Here is a 22,150-nt window from a genome sequence, read left to right on the forward strand (position 1 = left end):
CGGGTTATTGTAAAGTAAACAAGTTTAACTCAGATGTAAGTTCCAGTGAACGCAGACGTGCTGCCTGGTCATAAACATTGGCGGTGACAATTAGCTCATCTGGTTGATACTTTGCGATAAATTCTGCCAGTTTTGGTTTGACCGTTTCGACAGAACCAACAAATGACACCGATAAAGCGTTGTCTACCATCATTTTTTCCGCAGGGCTCCAGATGCTGTCCATATCATGAGTTGGCATAGGCATTTGTCCACGCTCACCGCGGCGCAAGCGGACAAAGCTTTGCTGCGCTGAGGTAAAGTGATAATGCGCCGTTGCATCGTCGTCAGCCAGTAGCAGGTTAGCCGCCAGCATTACATAAGGCTTATCTAGATGCGCTGATGGTTTAAACTGTTCGCGATAGGCATTAATCGCTTGTGCCATCATCTGCGGCGCAAAATGCGAGGCAAACACATAGGGTAGGCCTAAATGCGCTGCTAGAGTGGCACCAAAAAGAGACGAGCCCAGTATCCAAATAGGAATATTAGATTTCGCCCCTGGGAATGATTGCACAGGACTGTCATCGGTGCCATCACCTAAGAAATACATAAGCTCTTGGACGTCTTGCGGGAAACGATCGGCATCTTGCATTTGACGGCGCAGCGCCTGAAATGTTGCACCATCGGTACCTGGCGCGCGGCCTAAACCTAAATCGATACGGTCACCGTATAACGCCTGTAAGGTACCAAACTGCTCAGCAATGATAAGCGGTGCATGGTTGGGCAGCATGACGCCACCAGCCCCGATGCGTATGCGCTTGGTTTGGCTACCGATGTGCGATAACAGCACCGACGTCGCCGCACTAGCGATACCCGGCATATTGTGATGCTCGGCCATCCAATAGCGGTTGAAGCCAGATTTTTCTGCTTGCTGCGCGATAGCAACGGTTTGGGCAATGCCTTCAGCAATGGTTTTGCCTTCGGGAACGGGTGCTAAGTCTAAAAATGATAATGGAATTGTGTTGCTCATGATTCACCTATTTTTATGCGGTCGCCTTGCAACGACGTTTTTATAGTTAGTTTTTAAATATCAGGAATAAAAAGCAGGCTGATGATTCAATGCTCATATGATGGGGCAGTTGTAGAGAATATAAAGGTTAGTACTTAAGATAATAACAAATCGTAATAATTTGCCACTTTTATAAGAGCAAAAAAGCACCGCTATCTATTGATAAGGGTGCCGTTTGTATTTATCAGAAAAACGATGATTAAGCTAAATGCTTGAAGTTATTATGAATTGCTTAAGCGCTGAGTTTTAAAAAGCTACTCTTTAAAAAGCTACTGGCTCAGTTAATAACTACTGACTAAATTGCTTTTGGCATAGCTCCATAAAGGCGCGTCCGTATTGACGGATTTCTGCATCATCACGTACCGCCATCCAACTGGTAAAACGCCCAAAATGATCGACAGGAATGGCGGTTAAATTATGATAATGGCTTGGCTCAAATGCCATTTCAGCGATAATACCAATGCCCAATCCCAGGCCGACATAAGTGCTAATCACATCGGCATCAAGGGCTGCGAGTACAATATCAGGCTCAAGTCCTGCATCGCTAAAGGTTTTATCAATAGCGCCGCGTCCCGTAAAGCCGCCGTGATAAGTGACAATCGGGTAGCTGGCAAGGGTTGGTAAATCAATCGACTCTAAACCTGCCAGCTCATGGTCGCTTGGTACAATGACCCGATGCGTCCAGTCGTAATAACGGTAGCAGCGTAGATAATCGTTGTGCAACAAAGATTCGGTCGCAATGCCAATATCCGCCTGCCCACGAATAACCATCTGGGCGATAGTCTCGGGATCTGCTTGTTGCAGAATTAAATTAACTTTAGGGAAGCGATCTTTAAATTCTTTGACCACTTTTGGCAATACATAACGCGCTTGCGTGTGCGTGGTTGCAATTGTCAGTGTGCCAATATTCGGGTTATTAAAATCTAAACTGAGATTTTCAATGGTACGGATTTCAGCAAAGATAGACTCAATATGCGGCATGAGCGCTGTGCCCATGGTCGTCAGCCCTGTTAGACGTTTGCCTTGGCGCACAAACACTTCAGTTTTAAGTTGGTTCTCAAGTGCCGCGATGTGTTTTGATAGACTCGATTGGCTGGTATGCAGCACAGTTGCTGCTTGACTTAAATTATAGCCATTGATTACCGTATGCCACACTGTTTCCAACTGCTTAAGTTGGATTTGTAGATGCCGCTGATTGACCACTACGTCGATTGCCATCATTTAACCCTATGTATAAATATACAAACCTCGTCTGTATATAAAAATAAAAACCTACAAGTATTCAATAAGTCGCTAGTGTAAATCAAAGCTATTATTCTGGTATATAATAAATGGCTATGAATTTATACTGATTAGGAATATAGAATAATTTATTTTTCTTAAATTGACAATAGGGGCTTGGGGCAATAGACGATGAAAAAAAGATCGTCTTAATATTTAGGTGAGCTATTGATACACGACGTTACCATAAAGAAATAAAATATGTTGCCAAATGCTATGGTTATTAAGTTAATGCAAAAACATCTAGTCAAGGTTAGCGTTCTCAAGTACCATAATTCAATTTTGTGCTAACGATGGTTTTTATACAACGCTGAGCAATTTTTATCGATCCTTTTTATCTGTATTACTGAGAAATGATTGATAAAAATTGTGCGCAGTTGTGTTTTTTATCTCAATTTTTGGTGAGTGATTATGTCTGCTGTCCAACCTGTAACGCCTGAACAACCGATTGCCAAAAAATCATGGGCTGAAGCCGCCAAGGCTTATCTAGATTCGCGCGTTATTATCATGCTGTTTTTAGGGTTTTCGGCCGGTATTCCTATTTTGCTTATTTTTTCCAGTCTGTCGTTATGGTTAAGAGAAGCAGGCATTGACCGCGGTGTCGTCACCATGTTCAGTTGGGCAGCATTGGGATACTCATTTAAGTTTATTTGGGCGCCATTAATCGACGCGCTGCCAGTGCCTTTTTTGACCAAATGGTTGGGTCGCCGCCGTAGCTGGATGGTGGTATCGCAGCTGCTGATTGTATTGGCCATTTTTTTGATGGCGACGGTCAATCCTATTAGTGAAGACGTTTTGGTTTATATGGCGGGTGCGGCGGTTTTGCTGGGCTTTTCTTCTGCTACCCAAGATATCGTTATTGATGCTTACCGCATTGAGCTGGCACCGCCATCGATGCAGTCTATTTTGTCCTCTATTTATGTGTCAGGTTACCGCATTGGTATGATTGTCGCTGGGGCAGGTGCGCTGTATTTAGCAGATTATTTTGGTTCGACGGAAAGCTTTTATAGTTATGAAGCGTGGCGTAATACCTATTATATTATGGCCGGAGTGATGACTTTAGGCATATTGACCACCTTTGCCAGTTATGAGCCAACCGCCGAGATTCTGCAAAATAATAAACAAAAAAACAACCTCAAAGTTTTCTTGATTTACTCAGCGTTACTATTAATACCAGCGTTGTTGTTTAGCGCCATATATCTTGTCAATATTCTGATTAATAAAGTTTTTGATAGTAGCATTGCGCTGATACCGCTGATAGCCATGCCGAGCATTAAGTTCTACTTTTTAGCATTGGTTGCTTGTGCGCCATTGCTGCTGCTTTATTTTATGATTAATCAACCTAAAATTATCAATAAAGCGCCATTAGTGGCTGAAACCCGCGAAGACTATGTCAGATTGGTTTTATTGTTTGTCTTTGCCGTCGTCGCATTTATCGCCGCCTATGTTTTGATAGGGCAAGGATTGCCCGAGTTTGATGGCGTGTTTGTCAGCTTTATCAGTGAGACGCTGCATTTGCTAACAAGCTTAGCCGTAGCGCTGGCAGCGGGTTATGCCTTGGTTAAAGTTGGTTTAGTGAAAAAAGAAATTGCGATGGCGACCTGGATTGAGCCTATCTTAGATTTCTTTAGACGCTATGGTAAAAAGGCGTTATTGTTATTGGCCTTGATTGGTTTGTACCGTATCTCAGACATTGTGGCAGGGGTGATATCAAACGTCTTTTATCAAGACATGGGCTTTAGTAAAACCGATATTGCCAATGCGGTCAAACTGGTTGGCGTCATTATGGCGATCGCTGGTGGTTTTTTAGGCGGACTATTGGCGCAGCGTTTTCGTATCATGCACGCCATGATGATTGGCGCCATTCTCGCTTGTGCGACCAATTTATTATTTGTGGTGCTGACTTATAATCCTGGCAGCTTGCCAATTATGTATATGGCGGTGATTTTTGATAACTTAGCCGCTGGTCTTGCTAGCGCCGTATTTATTGCTTTCTTATCGGCATTGACTTCTATCCGTTTTACCGCGGTACAATACGCTATTTTTTCTTCATTGATGACTTTGATACCTAAAGTCATGGGTGGCTATTCGGGCTCTATCGTTGATAGTATGGGCTATCCGTTCTTCTTTATTTTTACCTTTGCGATTGGTATTCCAATTTTAGCGCTGATTTACTTTGTTGATAAATATATCGTTATTGGTGATAACGACGATATTTATGGCGATAGCGATAGCGATGGTGAAGGCGGCAGCGGTATTGGCGATAAGTTAACCAAAGCCAATCCAAACCTAACGGATACCAAAGAGCCGCCCCGCGCTTCAGAGTAGTTAATGCATGACATATAGCCAGTTCAACAGGCTTATTTAGTAAACAGTAATTTTACGAGTTATCTATGAAAGCAGCTACCATTGGGCAAATAAAACAAAAAATTCAGCAATTGACGAATGCAGCTGCAAGCAGTCATTTGCCCTCGTTTTGGCTCACTGATTGGTTGTTGTTTGTCATTGAGCAGCCAAGCTCTTTTTTAATCACGGATGAAAACTATCAACTGACCGATAGCGAGCTTACGCAATTTTATGCGGGTGTGACTAAGATGCAGCAGGGCACGCCCTTGGCGTATTTAACGGGACAGCAAGAATTTTGGTCGCTGAATTTTACAGTCAATGAGCATACATTGATACCGAGACCCGATACTGAGGTACTGATTGAACAAGTTTTAGCTTGGATAAACTCTCAACCAAACCGCAACGATGACGATAATAAACCAAAGCGCCTCTTAGATTTAGGCACTGGCTCAGGCTGTATAGCGATTAGCCTCGCGCATGAGTTAAATAAGCGTCAGCCAAACAATAAGGCTGAAAGATGGCAAGTGGTTGCCGTTGATTTATCGCTAGAGGCGTTAAAAGTGGCTAGGCATAATGCAGTGGTAAATGAGGTTGCTGCTGATATTAAGTTTATCCAAAGCAGTTGGTATGAGGTGCTGTCTGCTCAGAATGAGCCATTATTTGATGTGATTGTATCTAATCCGCCTTATATTGATGAAGAAGATGAGCATTTAGCAAGACTGGTCGCCGAGCCGATTAGCGCCTTAAGCGCCCCCAATCATGGACTTGCCGATATAGCGCTTATTGTTAAGCAGGCACCGCAACACTTACGTAAAGGTGGGCTTTTAGCAATTGAGCATGGTTTTGATCAAGGTTTAGCGGTTCGTCAGCTATTTTTGGACAATCGCTTTGAGTCTGTTCATACTGTGCAGGACTTTGGCGGTAATGACAGGGTGACTTTAGGTCGGCTGTTATAATTGGTTTTTAAGAGTAAGTTTTTAAAGGTGAGTCTTTAAGAATAGGTTTTCAATAATAGATATTTTGCTTATAACTTGTGGTAAAAAATAGTGGTAGAAAGTATGACGCACTCTAAAGAAACAGGGCAGCTAACAGATGCAGAACTGCTGCGTTATGCGCGGCAGATTTTGCTTGATGGCTGGGATATCGATGCGCAGCTACGTTTGAAAGCCTCGCGAGTCGTGATGATTGGGGCGGGCGGTCTCGGTTGTCCTGCTTCTGAGATGTTAGTGCGGGCAGGGCTTGGGCAAGTGCAGCTGATTGATGATGATGTGATTGAAGCCAGTAATCTACAACGCCAAACGCTATTTTTACCTGAAGATATCGGCAAACCTAAGGCGCTCACGGCAGCTCATATGCTGACCAAAATTAACCCTTTGGTTAGGGCGCGTGGGACAGTGGCCAGATTGAGTGAAGACAATGCTTATGAGCTGCTTGAGATGGCATCTGGTAAGCCTGACTTACTTTTAGACTGCACGGATAATTTTGCCACTCGCGATATCATCAACCGCATTAGTGTGCGTTACCAGATTCCGTTATTATCCGCCTCAGCGATAGCCATGCAAGGACAATTGGCACTATATGAGCCACACTTAAATACCGGCTGCTATCATTGCGTCTTTGGTTCGGTAACAGAGGATGCGGCAGCGGATGAACGTACTTGTGCCAATTCAGGGGTACTCGCCACCACGCCCCCTATTATGGGTAACTTGCAAGCCAATGCAGCGCTACAATATCTAGGATTAACCAAAAATCCACTGACAAATAAGCTGTTAATATGGGATGGTAGCCAGATGCAGCAACGGCTGATGGGCTATCGTAAAGATGCGCACTGTCCGATTTGTACTAAAGATTAGCGAATACTTAACCCTTTTCAGTCTCTGCATCCTCATAATCTCCTTTTTATTACCATAGTTGTTTTTTATGAAAATTCATCGTCCGCATTTATTAAAGCATACCTTTAATGTCGTTAATCGTGTTCGCCAAACCGCAAGCGTTGCTGGTTTGTCAGCGCTTAGAGTCGCAAGAGGTGAAAAACCTGATGCGATGCTGCTAAAGGAAACCTTTGAACAATTAGGTACGACTTATATCAAAATCGGGCAGTTTATCGCCAGTACGCCATCATTATTCCCGCGCGAATATGTAGAAGCGTTTCAAAGCTGTTTGGATCAAACGACGCCACTATCTTATGCTTATATTGAACAGGTATTAAAAGAAGAGCTGGTCGCCACTGGCCTGACGCTTGAGGAGATGTTTGCTTATATCGACGAAAAACCACTCGCTTCAGCGTCTATTGCCCAAGTTCATGCCGCGCGATTGCATAATGGCGATGAAGTGGTATTAAAGGTACAAAAACCAGGCGTTGAAACCATTATGCAAACGGATTTGGGCGTCTTGCATGGCGTGACCAAATTGGTTGAGCTAATAATGCCTTCGATGCGCTTTGCCAGTATTGCGCCAATTATAGATGAGATTCGTTTGCGGATGCTGGCCGAAACCGATTTTATTGCTGAGGCGCAAAATATCCGTGATTTTCAGCAGTTTTTAGCGATATCAGGAAATACACGCGTCGTTGCACCGACCGTCTATGAGGAGCTGACTACCAAGCGCGTGCTGACTATGAGCCGCTTATACGGCGTCTCTATGGTAGATGAAGCATCCATGCGTCAGTATTGTAATGATCCGGCGCAAGTGATGGCAGATACCCTTAATACTTGGTTTGCCAGTTTGATGCTGTGTAATAGTTTCCATGCGGATTTGCATGCCGGTAATTTAATGCTATTAACCGATGGTCGTATTGGCTTCTTGGACTTTGGTATCGTTGGTAAATTGAAAGCTGAGAGTTGGCGCGCTTGTATGGGTATGATGCAGGCAATGCAAGACAGTGATTATCAAGCAATGGCGCGCCATATGGTTGATATGGAAATGACCCACGGCGGCAACCAAGTTGACGTCGCTGCACTAGGCAATGACTTGCAGCGTATGATGAAAACCATTATGGCAGAAGACAAAGCCTTTACCAGTGGCGTGCCTTTTAATAGTAAAGAGCAAGCTGATGAATTAAATAAAATGATGTTAGAGATTGTCGAGGTCGGTAAACGTCATGGCATTCATTTCCCACGTGATTTTGCTTTATTGACCAAGCAGATGCTCTATTTTGATCGCTTTATGCGCACGCTTGCTCCCGATATGGATATGTTTAGCGATCAACGGGTGCAAATGCTAGGACAAACAGAAGTAGCTCAGCAGGCGAGTCGTTCAATCCGAAATATCTCTTAATAATAAGCATTATTTTTATAACTCTTTTATTCTATTTTTAATTGGTTATGTATCACTGCTTTTGACTGCTTTTAACACAAAGGATTGTGTGCTTCTTGCCACAAAATGGCTCTGTCATGATGACTGCTTTTAAAAGCCGTGCTGCTACTATTATTACCAATCAAACAGCAATTGCTTGCATAGGGTTGTATTGTTTGGCGGTGGTTATGGGGTTTGGGCGGTTTTTATTTACCGCAACCTTACCTGATATCATGACGCAATTATCGTTAACGACGGTCATTGCAGGTTGGCTGGCCTCGGTCAATTATAGTGGTTATTTTATTGGCGCACTCATTGCGATGTTTGTGCCTCAGCGTTTGACATGGCAAATGCTCATAACATGGACAGCAGTCAGCATCGTTACCACCATGCTATTGGTGGTGCCAAACCTGTCATTGAATAGCTGGTATGTCATTCGGCTGTTATCAGGTATCGCCAGTGGGGTGGCGATGATTTTAAGCTCATCGCTAGTGATTCAAAGCTTTAATCATGAGCGCCGCTCGGTACTTTCAGCCTTACATTATGCTGGTATTGGCGTTGGTATCAGCGCCTCTGCCGTCTTGACATGGTGGTTATTAACACTCGGCTATCATTTCGATATCATTTGGCTGGTAGCAGGGCTTATCAGTCTACCGTTATTATGGCTGCTTTATGCTATTAGACCGCAAAATCTGATTTCACCTGACTTACCAACATCTAAATTATCGTCCTCTAACTTACAATGTCCTAAGCGACAATCCTCTAAGCTATCATCTCTTAAATCACAGCCTGTTAAATTAAACCGCAGCAATCAGCGCTTATCTATACAGCAAGCTTATCGTAATTTTAAACGTTCGTTATATGAAGCGGCCGCTGGTCATAGCAAGGCGATTGTATTACTGTCGGCAAGTTATGTGCTGGCGGGGTTTGGTTATATTACTTCAGCGACTTTTTTGCCCGTAATGGCCACGCAGCGCCTGACGACGCAAAGCTATGCAGGATTACTGGTCTGGCTCGTGGTTGGTATCTTTGCCATGCTATCGAACCCTATTTGGGGCGCACTTGCCAAGCGTATTGGCGAGAGTAAAACCTTGATGGGGTTAACGTTATTGCAGGCATTTGGCATGTGTTTACCGATATGGTTTGATGGCGCTATTGGCTTGTACGGTAATGCGGTGATTTTAGGTTTGACCTTTGTCGGTATGGTTTCAATGACACTTAATTTGATTAAAAATATCAATCCCGCTTACTCAAATTTATTAATTGGGCTGGCAACTTTGGCGTATGCAGTAGGGCAGTTTATGGGACCGTTGGTCACGGTGGCGCTTGCCGGGCAACAGGACAATTTTAACGCCGGTTTATTGGTCGCGGCTAGCGGTTTATTAATAGGATTGGTTTTAGTTTTCTTTTTTCAGCGTCAAAACCAGCGGCAGTCCTCGTTTAATTGATAACTAGAGTTAATGAAGGGAAACAGCCACAGCCACATTAACCATCAAACTAAACCACGCTACGGTTAAATACTTCTCGTAGCTCAAAGCTGGTATGCACTTGGGCGACGCCTTCGATGCGATTGAGCCTATGCAATAAAAATTCTTCATAATGTGCCATATCGCGCACCCGCACTTTAATTAAGTAATCTTCGGTTCGACCGGTGACGATACTACAGCTCACCACCTCATCGAAACTTTGGATTTTCTCTTCAAAAAGCTCAAAGCGATCTGCAGTATGACGATCCATACTAATCGCGATAAATACCGCCAGAGGGTAACCGAGTTTTTGCGCATTGGTTTGGGTATGGTAGCCAGTGATGATGCCTGAATCTTCTAAGCGTTTGATACGGCGGGCGCAAGGGGTCGCCGATAAGTGGACCCGTTCGGCAAGCTCGGTAATACTCATACGTGCTTGGGTTTGTAATAAGCGTAATATCTGTTTGTCGGTATCGTCAATATCTATGGGTAAAGAGTTTTCCGTATGATTATTTAACATCGAATATCATCTATTTAGTGAAATGACCTAATTATAGCTTTAATAATGACTTTTATCACTAAATCAACATGGATTTCGGTAAAATAAAGCTGATTTCTAGCATAGAAACTTTGTTATTATAATGGCATAAACTTTTATTATCTCGTATGATAAAGAGTGCTTGGTCGTTAGTTGCCCAGTTAAAACCTATACTTCAACTCAGCTCTTTATGCTATCTAAGGATTGATTATGCCTAATCAAGCAACACGCTCTGTAGACAACACCTCTGCAAAAATCACCCCAAAAAATGCCGCTTTTGATTTCCGTAAATATCGTCCATTTGCGTTTGCACCTGTGCTGACAGATCGCACTTGGCCGAGCAAAACGATTGAGAAATCACCAATTTGGGCAAGCGTGGACCTGCGTGATGGTAATCAGGCGCTGATTGATCCGATGACCATTGAACAAAAAATGCGCTTTTTTAAAACCTTGGTCGATGTTGGTTTTAAAGAGATTGAAATTGGTTTCCCGTCGGCGGCGCAAGTAGAGTTTGATTTTGCCCGCAAATTGATTGAAGAAAATCATGTCCCTCACGATGTGACCTTGCAAGTATTGGTGCAGGCGCGTGAGCATTTGATTGCCCGTACTTTTGAGTCATTAAAAGGCGCGAAGCGTGCCATCGTGCACGTCTATAACTCAACCAGCCGCGTACAACGCGAAAAAGTATACGCTAAAGATAAAGCAGAAATTAAAGAGATTGCCATTGCTGGCGCTAATTTATTGGTTGAATACGCAGCCAAATATCCTGAAACAGAATGGGTATTCCAGTATTCGCCTGAAAGCTTTAGCCAAACAGAAACTGAATATGCGGTCGAAGTCTGTGACGCGGTTTGTGAGGTTTGGCAGCCTGAAAACGGCCAAGAAGTGATTTTAAACTTGCCAGCGACGGTTGAAGCATCAACGCCAAACGTATTTGCCGACCAAGTAGAGTATTTTTGCCGTCATATTGCTAAGCGTGAGCATGTCACGGTAAGCTTACATACGCATAACGACCGTGGCTGTGCGGTGGCTGCTGCCGAGCTTGGCGTGCTTGCTGGTGCCGATCGTATCGAGGGTACCTTGCTTGGCAATGGCGAGCGTACCGGTAATATGGATATCATGGTGATGGCGATGAACTTGTTTAGTCAAGGTATCGACCCAGAGCTTGATTTTAGTAATATGAGTGAGATTGTACAAGTGGTGAGCGAGTGTAATAACTTGCCCTTACATCCGCGTCATCCATACGTTGGCGAGTTGGTCTTTACCGCCTTTAGTGGCTCGCATCAAGATGCCATCAAAAAGTCTCTTGATTACAATGAAAAACATCAAGATGAAACCAATAACGTTTGGGATGTTGCCTATTTGCCGATTGATCCGGCGCACATTGGTCGCAGCTATCAAGACGTGGTTCGTATCAATAGCCAGTCTGGTAAAGGCGGCGTTGCTTATATCTTACAGCGCAATTATGGCTTTAATTTGCCGCGCTGGATGCAGATTGACTTTAGCGGCGTGGTCCAAAAACAGGCGGAAAGTGCTGCTCGTGAATTGCAGAATGATGAAATCTTACAAACCTTTGAAAATACTTATCTGCAGCAAGGCAGTTTTGAGCTTTTAGATTATAGTGTCAATAATAAAGGTGGCGAAGTGTACTTTAACGGTCAAGTACAGATGAATGGCGACACCATCACTATTGATGGTACGGGTAACGGTCCCTTGTCATCGTTTATTGACGGACTTGCCCAGCATACGGGTAAATCTATCCATGTCATCAACTACGCTGAGCATGCGATTAATCCGCAGCACAATAGCGGTAATGGCATCGATGATGATACCAATAATGACAACAAAACCAACGCCAATGCCGCGGCTTACATTCAGTTAAATGTCGACGGTGATGTTTACTCAGGCATTGGCACTTGTAGTAGCACCGTATCAGCAATGCTTAAAGGCGCATTATCCGCCTTTGCTCAAGCGGCTAGCCCAGTTGTTGCTTAATATCGCCTTTAGCTGATGCTAAAATAGTTCGGTTTAAGATGCTAGTCTATAGCGCCATGGCTTTTGCAAATTAGCCATGGCGCTATTTTTGTGTATATACACTTAATATTTGGTAGGTGATTTTTAAAAATAATATTGGACATGAAGGTATTGATGAAGGTTTAGGTTGAGGTCATGGTTGGTCAAAGTCGTACGACTGATAGCATAATGTTACTTGTGTTTTTAGTGTCTAAGACTTACGCTAATGTACGTATCATTTAATTATTATAATATTAAAAAAGGTTAATTATGGAACCTATATCCTTTGTTTCATTTTCATTGGCATCTATTTTAGCGTCACTGCCAGCAAATGGTGAAGCGGTTAGCAAACCTACCGTTACCACTCATATCAGTCCCGCTATTGCTGGGCAATGGGAGATAGATTTAGACAGTGGTATCACCATGACCAAAGAAGCGCAAGCCAAGCAAGCAGCGCCAAAGTTGCCGGCAGGTAAAATTGATGAGCCAAAAGTAAGCGCTGACGCTGAAGGCGGCGTGTTGACCCAAAATGAAAAGCGTATCGTCAAGGTGCAGCCAAGTAGCAGTAAAAACCTGCTAACCGCAACCACTAAGTCTAATCAATGTCGGGAAATTTATAATTTTGCTGCCGATAATGAGATGTGGGCGGTCAGCGGTAAAGAATGGACTTACGGGCGCTACTTAGTCACCCATCGTGATGAAGGCTTGCCGATTATTGCGCTGAAAACGGTTTATGACAATAATGAGGTCGATTGCTCGGGCAATCAGGTAGATCAAACTGGCGAGGCATTAATAGCATTTTTAAATCATGATGGCAATAAAATGCAGTGGTGTGCCGACCCTGAAGGAACAGAATGCTTTATGAATTTCACCAGAATATTACCTTAGCATTGTATTGTTGTTTATACGATTTGAGCATCTCTTTGTAAAATCTGAATATATAAAAAGACCGCTATCTTTTCAGGTAGCGGTTTTTTGTTGGTTTTGTTCTTAAAAAAAGACTAAGAGTTCGCCTTGTCTTTGTTATTCGTTAACAACTCTCTTTCTAGGTAGTGAATGTTTTGCGCTTCATTAACAAATTTATCATCCGCTAAAATCACATCACGATGCAAGGATATATTGGTTTTGATACCTTCAATCACCAATTCATCAAGCGCATGCAGGGTTTTAGATATCGCTTGCTGACGCGTCTGACCATGACAGATCAGCTTGCCAATCAATGAATCATAATAGCTTGGAATCTCGTAACCTGGGTAGAGGTGCGAGTCAAAACGCACGCCCGCGCCACTTGGGGCAAACAACTGATTGACCGTACCTGGGCAAGGCATAAAGGTCGCTGGATCTTCGGCATTGATACGGCACTCTATGGCATGGCCTTGAATTTCAATCTCGCTTTGACGATACGATAAACCGTAACCAGCCGCGATTTTAAGCTGTTCAACGACCACATCGATACCGGTAATCATCTCAGTGACTGGATGCTCAACCTGCACCCGAGTATTCATTTCAATAAAAAAGTATTCATTATTTTCAAATAAAAACTCAAAGGTACCCGCCCCGCGATATTTGACCAGCTCGCATGCTTTGACGCAGGCATCTAAAATAGGCTGACGTACATCGTCCGGGATATCAGGAGCAGGCGCTTCTTCTAAGACTTTTTGGTGACGACGTTGCAATGAGCAGTCGCGGTCATATAGATGAATGGCATTGCCATTACCATCCCCCAGTACCTGTACTTCTACGTGGCGCGGATTTTGAAGGTAGCGCTCCATATAAACGGTATCATCACCAAACCACAGCTCAGCCTCTTGCTTGGCAGCTTGTACTTGGCCGATAAGCTCATCAAAACGCTCAACAACGCGCATACCGCGGCCACCGCCACCAGAAGCAGCTTTAATCAAGAGGGGAAAGCCAATATTACGCGCTTGCTCTTCAGCGTTATGCAAAGTGACGGCACCAACTGAACCGGGGACTGTTGGTACGCCCGCTTTTTTCATGGCATTAATGGCTGATACTTTATTACCCATTAAGCGGATGTGGTCAGCATTGGGACCGACAAAGGTTAAACCAGCTTCTTCGACGCGTTCAGCAAACTCAGCATTTTCTGCCAAAAAACCATAACCGGGATGAATGGCATCAGCGCCGGTGATTTCAGCTGCGGTCAAAATGGTGCTAATATCGAGATAGCTTTGGTTGGCGTTAGGTTTGCCAATACAGATTGCTTCATCAACAAAGCGCAAATGCATTAAATTGGCATCCGCCGTTGAATAAACACCAACGGTCTCTATACCAAGCGCTTTGCAAGCTCGAACGATACGTAGGGCAATCTCACCTCTATTGGCGATGAGGAGTTTTTTTATCATGGGGTCATCCTTGTCGAAGCGGCAGTCATTGATAGCCTCGCTATTTTGGACATCGTAACAGCAAACGGCGCTACATCAAATTTAGACAAATCGAGCGCTGATGTCGATGAAGAATAACGAGGTCTCAATCATTACAAAGTAAAGGTTGCTAGATAGCGTTACGCTTTATAGCGTATGACTGGCTGACCAAACTGTACCACTTCAGAGTTATTCACCAATATCTCGTCAATAACGCCGCTTTGAGTCGCTTCAAGAGGATTCATGATTTTCATGGCTTCAATGATACCAAGCGTATCGCCTGCCTGTACTTTTTGACCAACCTTTACAAATGGCGGATCATTAGGACTTGGCGCTGAATAATAAACACCCACCATTGGCGAGGTTTCAACGCTGCCAGCTTTGACGGCGGCTTTTGCTGCGGCAGCGACAGGCGCAGCACCTGCAGTAGGGGCAGCCATCATCGTCGGTGCCGGCGCATCATAGTGACGAGTCAAACTAATATGTTCGTCGTCTGAACTGATTTCTAAATTAACCAGTTCACTTTCTTCCATGAGTGCGATCAGGGTGCGTATTTTTTCAATATCCATAATTTTAATTTTGCCTTGTACTAATTTCTAGAAAAAAATAGTGTAACTAAATATTGTATTGGTAATTGCTAATGATACCTATATTCACGCCAATGAGCAATCGATGTACAGTTGTTAACTGAGTTTTTTTACATATTATGACGTAAGCATGCTTAAGCGTAAGAAATGCTCAATGATTTATCATAGTCGATGTGACAAAGTAGCGCTAGTCACGGTTACTAGACGCTACGTTTGAATAGTCATTCATTGAACGACTTATACCGTTCGACAGTAAAAATGATTAAATCATTACTGGACGCCATGCTTGAACACAGCTTATGACGGCATCACGCCCATAATGTCGCTAAGCGTTTTTGCTGATAGCGCAGACGCAGACTTAGTAATATAGACGATAAGAATAACCCTGTGATGAGCGCCATCCAAAACCCTTGCGCACCAATGTCAGTGAAGCGCACCAGGTAGACGCCGAGCGGTAAAGCAACCAGCCAATAGCAAAACAGCGTCACCCACATCGGTACAGTCGTATCTTGCATACCGCGCAATATACCGGCGACATTGACCTGCCAACCATCAAATAACTGATAAGCGAGAGCAAAAATAAGTAAGTGCATGGCTTGCGCACGTACCACAGGATTGTCGGTGAATGCCGCCGCCAACTGCGGCCTAAATAACCAAACGCCGAGCATAGACGTCAGCGCAATAATAATCGTCCATATAAGCCCTGTGGTTAACACTTGACGCAGTGCCATCAGATTTTTTTCACCAAAGCGGTTAGAAATCATAATGGTCAGCGCCATCGCAACTGATATGGGAATCATAAACAGCTGCGAGGTCACGGATAATGCCACTTGATGCGAAGCGGTTGCAATCTCACCGAGCGGACTGATAACTAGTGCCCCTAAACTAAATAAACTGGCTTCAAAAAAGATAGAAATACCAATCGGAATGCCAAGTTTTAGTAATTTTTTAATTTGCGTGCGGTTAGGGCTGGCAAAAGCATAAAAGAAGCGCGTACTGGCAAACTGCTGACGCTTGGTAAAGCTAGTATATGTCGCTAATAGCAAGACATTAATCCAAAGTACGATTGCCGTTGCTACCCCGCAACCAGCGCCGCCCATCTCGGGCATACCAAATAGACCATGTATAAAAATATAGTTAAGCGGAATATCGGCAAGCAGTCCGATGATACTGATAACCGTCACCGGCTCAGGTCGGCCAAGCGCTTCACAATAACTGCGCAGCACTGCATAGACTGCAATTGCCGGAAAACCGAACGATACCCCATGTAAATACTGAGCAGCGATAGGTTGGATAGTGTCAGGCACACCCATTACCCCAAGTATGTTGGGCGCTAGATTGACAATGATAAAGCCAAGAATTCCAATCACGCCGGCCGTCCATAACGACTGCTGGGTAATATGCGGCACTTGGCTATGATTGTTTTGGCCGATGGCTTCACCGATAAGCGGCGTGGTGGCAATCAAAATACCGGTCGCCAATAAAAACAGTGGTAGCCAAATACCGGAGCCGACAGCCACGGCCGCCAAATCAAGGGCGGAGACTTTACCGGCCATAATGGCATCGACGACACCAAGCGCTGCTTGGCAAAACTGGGTAATTAAGATGGGGAGGGCGAGTACGCCTAAGCGTAAGCTGTAACTTTTAAAATCTCTAAAGGATAATGGGAAAAACATAATGAGCAACTTTTTATTCTTTGCAGTAATTATTGTGGATGAGCAAATGCTGCCATCAACAAGTTAATAGCGAAACAGTGAAATAGGATTGGTGCGACGATAATACTCCGATAAATAATATGAGCAAGTCCATTTTTACTCATTGTTAATAACAACAGATATATAGTTTGAAAAATAAAACAGCTAAGACCAAAATGAAAAATGACCCGTCAATCCATAAGTAGAATTGAGGGGTCATCATCAGAAAAAATAGCAAATAAGCTAAAGCATGAGGTCAGCGTTTTAGCAATGTTTGTTCATACTTGGCTCTTCTTTAGCTAGAATAGCAGTAAAGATAAAAGCAACTATTTATAACGATTCAGGTAAATCTTGCACCAGAGCTTGATAGCCAATCAAGCTGTTATTTGCATCGAATGCTTGTACGACAATCGCATAATTGGTTGAGCGATCGGGAATAACAGGCGCAAACTGGGTTTCAAGATTGCTCAATAGTAGATTCTGAACATAACCGTTAGCGCCCGATTCTGCTTTATTAACATCAATTTGACTCACCAAGATATGCATAGTATGGCTAGGGTTTTGCCAAGTAACCGTTTTTTGACTACCATTACCGGTAATATCTAGGTTTAGCTTGCCAAGTTGATAATCAAGTGGGTAAGTCTTAAAGTTAGAGCGGTCGCTAATGGTATAGCTGACATTACAATTATCTTGACCACTTGATAACTTTTTGCCGCCCAGACCGTCTTGGTACTCAAAACTGCCTTTCCAAGGCGCACCTGCTTCATTTTTTGCAAAGTTACCAGCAAAAGTCGTTAATAGGTTTGGTGTCTCTATGCCTAAATCGCTGACATACTTAATATCTAGAAATTTTAATGTATCAAGGCTGCCCGTTACTTTACCAGCGATATAGTTGTCGACTTTAATTGCTGAATTGATACCTAGCACATTGTTTTCTTGGCAAGCTTGCTGCTGATAACTAAAACTACCATCAACACTACCAGCGCCATCTTTACTGATATCAAAGTATACCGCACCAATATCAATATCGCTGTCGTCACCATCATCAATCTCAACAAAGTGACCCACATAAAGACCACCGCGACCACCTTCTGGCGTTAGTTTATCCAAGAACTTATCAAGCGATTCCTCTGGTAAAAAGACCGACTCCAAAATCTCAGCCATGGATTTCTCATCATCGCTCAACTTATCTTCGACCTCTTTATATTTCTCTTTGATTTTATCTTCCACGCGATCGTATTCGTCTTTTACCTGATCTTCTACGCGATCATATTCTTTCTTAACTTTATCGCCATCACTGCCGCAGGCGCTGAGGGTTATACTGAGGATACTGGCGGTTAACACAGATAATAGTAGCTTGGGTGCGCTCATAAATGAGTCCTGATGGTCGATTGCTATAACAATAAGAGAGAAGCGTAAATAAAAAATAATTTCTGTGCATAAATATAGCAAAATCTATCAGGTATGTGCGTGGATAAATGTGCACTCATACCATAAAAATTCTTACGCCATCGTTACCGTCAAATCCTATCATTCTCTGGCAACAGATTTAGCTCTTCTGCCATATCCATAATCGTGTTCCAATGCTTGGGTTCAAGCGGCAAAATGGTCAGCTGCTCACAGCCTTTTCTTAGCAATAAAGAGTCCTCAAGCGCCGGCAAAAATTTAAGCTGCGCTAATGGCAGTATATCCGTAAAAGCCTGCTCAAAAGTCACATCTACCATGTACCAGCGCGGCTCATCTTCAGTTGCTTTAGGATCATAATGGCGATGTTCGGGGTGAAACTGAGTTGGGTCAGGGTAGCCAGCTCTGCTGATAGTCACGATACCAGCGACGCCAGAAGGTTTGGCGCTAGAGTGATAAAAAAATGCTTTGTCATCAACTTTCATATCGTCACGCATAAAGTTGCGGGCGCGGTAATTACGTACCCCATCCCACATCTCAGTGCCTGCACGTTGTAAATCTTCTATATTAAAACAGCGGGGATTGGATTTGATAAGCCAATATGCCATGGTTTTTATCCTTGTAAAATTATTAGTGTAATCATAACGATTTAATAGTGATGGCTTTAAAAGCTGCTCATCATTTATTTTCATTGTGTGTTCATTTCTATTCTTTGTAGTTATCGAGCTTATCTAGCATTACCACTATCAGCTATTGCTGCAAACGCCGATTGTTCCCAATACTTTTATGGCCAATTTATGCTGATTAGGCTTTTCTTTAGCGCGCCCAGCCGTTATCCTAGCGCTACTTTCTGCTGACGACCGCAGCTACTCCTTTATAGATAAGTCCGCTTATGTCAAATATCAAATCCTCTCATACTCCCAACGATCTTGATTTGCCTCATCGTAACCAGCACAGTGCTTTTGCGGTAAAAGATATTCCGTTGGCGCTTTATATCCATATTCCTTGGTGTGTGAAAAAATGTCCTTATTGTGATTTTAATTCGCATGAGCTGCCGATGGACAGTCAGCTGTCTATGTATGGTGAATACGTCGATACGCTATTACTTGATGCAGCATCACAGCAAGCGTTAACACAAGGGCGAGAAATCAGCTCAATATTCATCGGTGGCGGTACACCGTCGCTACTGCCCATTGCCCAGTATCAACGTTTATTTGATGGTTTGCGTGAGATTTTTCAGTTTGCAGGTGACATTGAAGTGACGATGGAGGCCAATCCAGGCACCCTTGAGCATGCACCATTTGCACAGTATTTAGACGTAGGCATCAATCGTTTGTCGATTGGCGTACAAAGCTTTGCTGCCAGCCAGCTCACCACGCTGGGGCGTATTCACAATCCAGCCCAAGCGTTATCAGCCATTAAAGCCGCTCGTCACGCTGGATTTGAACGTGTCAACGTCGATTTGATGCATGGGCTACCGCAGCAAACGATGAGTGAAGCCCTGAACGATATACAAATGGCGCATGAGGCAGGGGCTACACATATTTCTTGGTATCAGTTGACCATTGAGCCAAATACGGTTTTTTATCGCAGTCAGCCCATTTTACCCGATGAAGATAGCTTGGCGGATATCGAGCAAGCGGGTCAGGCATTGCTTGAACGTTTGGGCTATGACAATTATGAAGTATCGGCTTGGGCAGGCGCGTCTGATAAACCTTGCCGTCATAACGTCAATTATTGGCAGTTTGGCGACTATTTGGCAATAGGGGCGGGCGCGCACGGTAAAGTCACCATTGATGATAAATATGGAAATCAAACATTAACGGCTGATAAAGTGTCTGATGAGGTATTGAAAAAGGTATTAGCAGAGACGGGTATTTATCGCTTTAGCAAATCTCGTATGCCCAAAGACTATATCGGCTACCAAGAAGCAGCCCAGCACAAAACGCCAAAAATGGTAGGCTGGCAGGCAATTGCGAGTGATGAGCTGGTTAGTGAGTTTATGCTTAACGCTCTACGCTTGCATGAAGGCGTGGCGTGGTCATTGTTCGAAGATCGGACAGGGCTGAGCTATGAGAGTATCGATTTGGAGGTCAATCAACTTATTAAGCAAGGACTATTGATAGATGATAATGAGCACCTACAGCCAACAGCATTGGGTAGAAGGTATCTTAATCAGATATTAAGAGTATTTTTATAAAGTGGGCAGATAAAAAAAGAAGCTTACCAAATGATAAGCTTCCTTAATATAAGTCTAAAAAGGCTCAGACTTAGATTTTGTTTTGTACGTCTTGTGCAGTACCGGTGACAGCGCCACCAGCACTTGATACGTCTTGGCCTAGACCTTTAAAAGTGTTGCAACCAGTTAGTACAAACATAGCAGTCAAAGAAGCGATAACTAATTTTTTCATAATTTTTCCTCAAAAAGATAGAGTGTTATAAGTCATAACAATGGAACTTAGCGTTTTACATAAGTTTCACTGAGGGGTTACAGGATACAAGGACAATGTTTTTAAATTATCTCGCTATCCATTAGGGTCATGATAATCAAAGTTAAAATCAGTGCCCAGTATCAAAATGTAATTATTGGCAGTAAACTGTAACTTTTGATTACGTCTGTTATATACGTTTAGACAAAACGCTTAAATCATTTATGGAGTTTGTATGACCATTCATATCGTGTTGGTGGCGCCAAAAATGCCTAGCAACACTGGCAATATTATCCGCTTATGTGCCAATAGTGGGGCGCAGTTACATTTAGTCAGGCCGTTAGGGTTTGAGCTCGATGATAAGAAGCTACGCCGCGCAGGTCTCGATTATCATGAATACGCTCATCTGCAAGTACATGACGATTGGGCAATGACCAAGCAAGCGCTACAAGCGGCTGGTTGCGGTATTATCACCGCGCTGACGACCAAGCTGAGTAAACCGTTTTATGACTATGATTTTAGCAGGCAAACAACTCAGCATTTAGATAGTAGTGCGTCTAATAGCCCATCATTAAATCATGTTGCGCTGGTTTTTGGTTCTGAAACGGCAGGGCTGCCAGAGGATATCCGTACCGATATCGGCGCTGATAATTGGCTACGCTTACCAATGCTTGCGGATTCGCGCAGTTTAAATTTGTCTAATAGCGTGGCAATATGCTTGTATGAGGTTTGGCGACAGCAAGGGTTTGACGGCGATGAAGGTCGCAGTATCGGTTATGACACCTTGGCAGTTTATGACCCAAAATAGAGCAGAGATAAAGAAGCTAGCAGTGTGATTGGAATAAAAAGAGGTTAAAGAAAATTAGTCGTTTAATTTTCTTTAACCGCTTTTTATTGCTTATTTATAAACCACATGCTTTATAAACAATTTGGCGGTTTTGGCAAGCCTGCAAGCCGATTGACATGACGGGCAACCAAACCCGTATTAAATAACTGCTGGAGCTTTTGATTGCTGATGTCATGTTTAGGCAAGGTTTGCTGTAGCCATTTAATCAATGGGCGGGTCGCTGGCGCGTGATTGAATTTGACAAAAAATGCGCGTACCTGCTGTAAGATGGCTAAATGTTCAGCATGTAGAGTCACATCTAGAGTGCCAGCAAGTTGCTGCGCAATCGCAGGTGTCCAAATCGTATGGTCACATAAATGCCCGTCTTGGTCTAACGCAACTGCGACCGTTTCAGCAGGCGTAATATCATCTTTAGAATTCATCATAAAGCAATTGTTACCACTTTATCAAAGATAGCACCACTCGCATGAGTATTTTGAGTTAAGGCGACCCACTCATCATCGCTTAAAATAGCCGTTAATTTGGCAGATACATTCAGTTTTGCCGCTGTATTATTATTGAGCTGTGCCACATCCTCGCTCAGGGCATAAATAGCAGCAACATCTTTTGTTTCGATGTCCTCAAGGTCTTCCAAATAAGCATTAAACCAGTCAATAAAAGCGACCGTTGTGCCCAATAATATAATGCTGTCACCCGCACGCCACGTCGATGCCATTTGTTCTGTGCTGCGTCTGAGCGTATCCATGCTGCTATGTAATTGATATAAAGTTGCCATAATCGTGTCCGCTTACTTACTGTATTTATAGTCGTACTAAAATAAATAGT

At 43.4% G+C, this 22,150-nt stretch carries 20 protein-coding genes; 9 read left to right on the forward strand and 11 right to left on the reverse strand.

The annotated features are described in order from the left end of the window. Positions 1-4: 4 nt before the first annotated feature. A complete protein-coding gene (locus B2866_RS12815) occupies positions 5-1,006 on the reverse strand; it encodes an LLM class flavin-dependent oxidoreductase (RefSeq protein WP_144296907.1) in 1,002 nt (333 codons plus the stop codon). Between the two features lie 327 nt (positions 1,007-1,333). After that, complete coding sequence (locus B2866_RS12820; RefSeq protein ID WP_068408688.1) at positions 1,334-2,263, reverse strand: LysR substrate-binding domain-containing protein; 930 nt, start codon at positions 2,261-2,263, stop codon at positions 1,334-1,336. 474 nt (positions 2,264-2,737) lie between these two features. On the opposite strand from B2866_RS12820, the gene B2866_RS12825 reads away from it, so the two are divergent. From B2866_RS12825 to B2866_RS12845, 5 genes are all read left to right on the forward strand, one after another. After that, positions 2,738-4,654 carry an AmpG family muropeptide MFS transporter gene (locus B2866_RS12825; RefSeq protein WP_296194997.1) on the forward strand — a complete coding sequence of 639 codons (1,917 nt, stop codon included), beginning with the start codon at positions 2,738-2,740 and terminating at the stop codon, positions 4,652-4,654. Between the two features lie 65 nt (positions 4,655-4,719). Beyond that, a complete protein-coding gene (prmC, locus tag B2866_RS12830) occupies positions 4,720-5,628 on the forward strand; it encodes a peptide chain release factor N(5)-glutamine methyltransferase (protein WP_296195001.1) in 909 nt (302 codons plus the stop codon). 102 nt (positions 5,629-5,730) lie between these two features. Next, a complete protein-coding gene (locus B2866_RS12835; protein ID WP_296195004.1) occupies positions 5,731-6,525 on the forward strand; it encodes a HesA/MoeB/ThiF family protein in 795 nt (264 codons plus the stop codon). Between the two features lie 67 nt (positions 6,526-6,592). Beyond that, positions 6,593-7,948 (forward strand): ABC1 kinase family protein, encoded by a 1,356-nt coding sequence (locus tag B2866_RS12840; RefSeq protein ID WP_296195006.1) that lies wholly within the window; start codon positions 6,593-6,595, stop codon positions 7,946-7,948. 116 nt (positions 7,949-8,064) lie between these two features. Further along, entirely contained in the window at positions 8,065-9,414 is a 1,350-nt protein-coding gene (locus B2866_RS12845; protein ID WP_296195008.1) for a YbfB/YjiJ family MFS transporter, read from the forward strand. Between the two features lie 49 nt (positions 9,415-9,463). Here B2866_RS12845 and B2866_RS12850 read toward each other — a convergent pair whose 3' ends face one another. After that, the gene (locus tag B2866_RS12850) at positions 9,464-9,952 is read right to left on the reverse strand and encodes an Lrp/AsnC family transcriptional regulator (RefSeq protein ID WP_296195011.1); all 489 of its coding nucleotides are present in this window, start codon (positions 9,950-9,952) and stop codon (positions 9,464-9,466) included. Between the two features lie 228 nt (positions 9,953-10,180). Here B2866_RS12850 and leuA point away from each other — a divergent pair, with 228 nt between their 5' ends. Both leuA and B2866_RS12860 read left to right on the forward strand, forming a co-directional pair. Beyond that, positions 10,181-11,965, forward strand: a complete 1,785-nt coding sequence (gene leuA / locus B2866_RS12855) for a 2-isopropylmalate synthase (protein ID WP_296195014.1) — start codon at positions 10,181-10,183, stop codon at positions 11,963-11,965. Positions 11,966-12,253: 288 nt separating this feature from the next. Further along, positions 12,254-12,871 (forward strand): hypothetical protein, encoded by a 618-nt coding sequence (locus tag B2866_RS12860; protein WP_296195018.1) that lies wholly within the window; start codon positions 12,254-12,256, stop codon positions 12,869-12,871. A 113-nt stretch (positions 12,872-12,984) separates the two neighbouring features. Here B2866_RS12860 and accC read toward each other — a convergent pair whose 3' ends face one another. From accC to B2866_RS12885, 5 genes are all read right to left on the reverse strand, one after another. Further along, a complete protein-coding gene (gene accC / locus B2866_RS12865) occupies positions 12,985-14,346 on the reverse strand; it encodes an acetyl-CoA carboxylase biotin carboxylase subunit (protein WP_296195023.1) in 1,362 nt (453 codons plus the stop codon). Positions 14,347-14,504: 158 nt separating this feature from the next. Continuing rightward, positions 14,505-14,933, reverse strand: a complete 429-nt coding sequence (accB, locus tag B2866_RS12870; RefSeq protein ID WP_296195026.1) for an acetyl-CoA carboxylase biotin carboxyl carrier protein — start codon at positions 14,931-14,933, stop codon at positions 14,505-14,507. Between the two features lie 326 nt (positions 14,934-15,259). Then, on the reverse strand, positions 15,260-16,627 hold the full coding sequence (locus B2866_RS12875; protein WP_296195030.1) for an MATE family efflux transporter: 1,368 nt from the start codon (positions 16,625-16,627) through the stop codon (positions 15,260-15,262). A 348-nt stretch (positions 16,628-16,975) separates the two neighbouring features. After that, a complete protein-coding gene (locus B2866_RS12880) occupies positions 16,976-18,016 on the reverse strand; it encodes a hypothetical protein (RefSeq protein ID WP_296195033.1) in 1,041 nt (346 codons plus the stop codon). Positions 18,017-18,165: 149 nt separating this feature from the next. Further along, positions 18,166-18,657 carry an EVE domain-containing protein gene (locus B2866_RS12885; protein ID WP_296195034.1) on the reverse strand — a complete coding sequence of 164 codons (492 nt, stop codon included), beginning with the start codon at positions 18,655-18,657 and terminating at the stop codon, positions 18,166-18,168. Positions 18,658-18,941: 284 nt separating this feature from the next. On the opposite strand from B2866_RS12885, the gene hemW reads away from it, so the two are divergent. Next, positions 18,942-20,249, forward strand: coding sequence for a radical SAM family heme chaperone HemW (gene hemW / locus B2866_RS12890; protein WP_296195037.1), 1,308 nt, complete (start codon positions 18,942-18,944; stop codon positions 20,247-20,249). Between the two features lie 70 nt (positions 20,250-20,319). Here the strand turns inward: hemW and B2866_RS12895 are convergent, their stop codons facing one another. Next, the gene (locus tag B2866_RS12895; protein ID WP_289050264.1) at positions 20,320-20,460 is read right to left on the reverse strand and encodes an entericidin A/B family lipoprotein; all 141 of its coding nucleotides are present in this window, start codon (positions 20,458-20,460) and stop codon (positions 20,320-20,322) included. Between the two features lie 253 nt (positions 20,461-20,713). Between B2866_RS12895 and B2866_RS12900 the strand changes: the two genes are divergently transcribed. After that, positions 20,714-21,286, forward strand: coding sequence for a tRNA (cytidine(34)-2'-O)-methyltransferase (locus B2866_RS12900; RefSeq protein ID WP_296195047.1), 573 nt, complete (start codon positions 20,714-20,716; stop codon positions 21,284-21,286). 110 nt (positions 21,287-21,396) lie between these two features. On the opposite strand, the gene B2866_RS12905 is transcribed toward B2866_RS12900, so the two are convergent. Together B2866_RS12905 and B2866_RS12910 are read right to left on the reverse strand one after the other, a co-directional pair. Beyond that, the gene (locus tag B2866_RS12905) at positions 21,397-21,747 is read right to left on the reverse strand and encodes a TusE/DsrC/DsvC family sulfur relay protein (RefSeq protein ID WP_296195189.1); all 351 of its coding nucleotides are present in this window, start codon (positions 21,745-21,747) and stop codon (positions 21,397-21,399) included. Further along, complete coding sequence (locus B2866_RS12910; protein ID WP_296195050.1) at positions 21,747-22,100, reverse strand: hypothetical protein; 354 nt, start codon at positions 22,098-22,100, stop codon at positions 21,747-21,749. The genes B2866_RS12905 and B2866_RS12910 overlap by 1 nt, the downstream gene beginning before the upstream one ends. Between the last annotated feature and the right edge of the window lie 50 nt (positions 22,101-22,150).

It is taken from the genome of Psychrobacter sp. UBA3483 (assembly GCF_002377905.1).
Lineage (GTDB): Bacteria > Pseudomonadota > Gammaproteobacteria > Pseudomonadales > Moraxellaceae > Psychrobacter.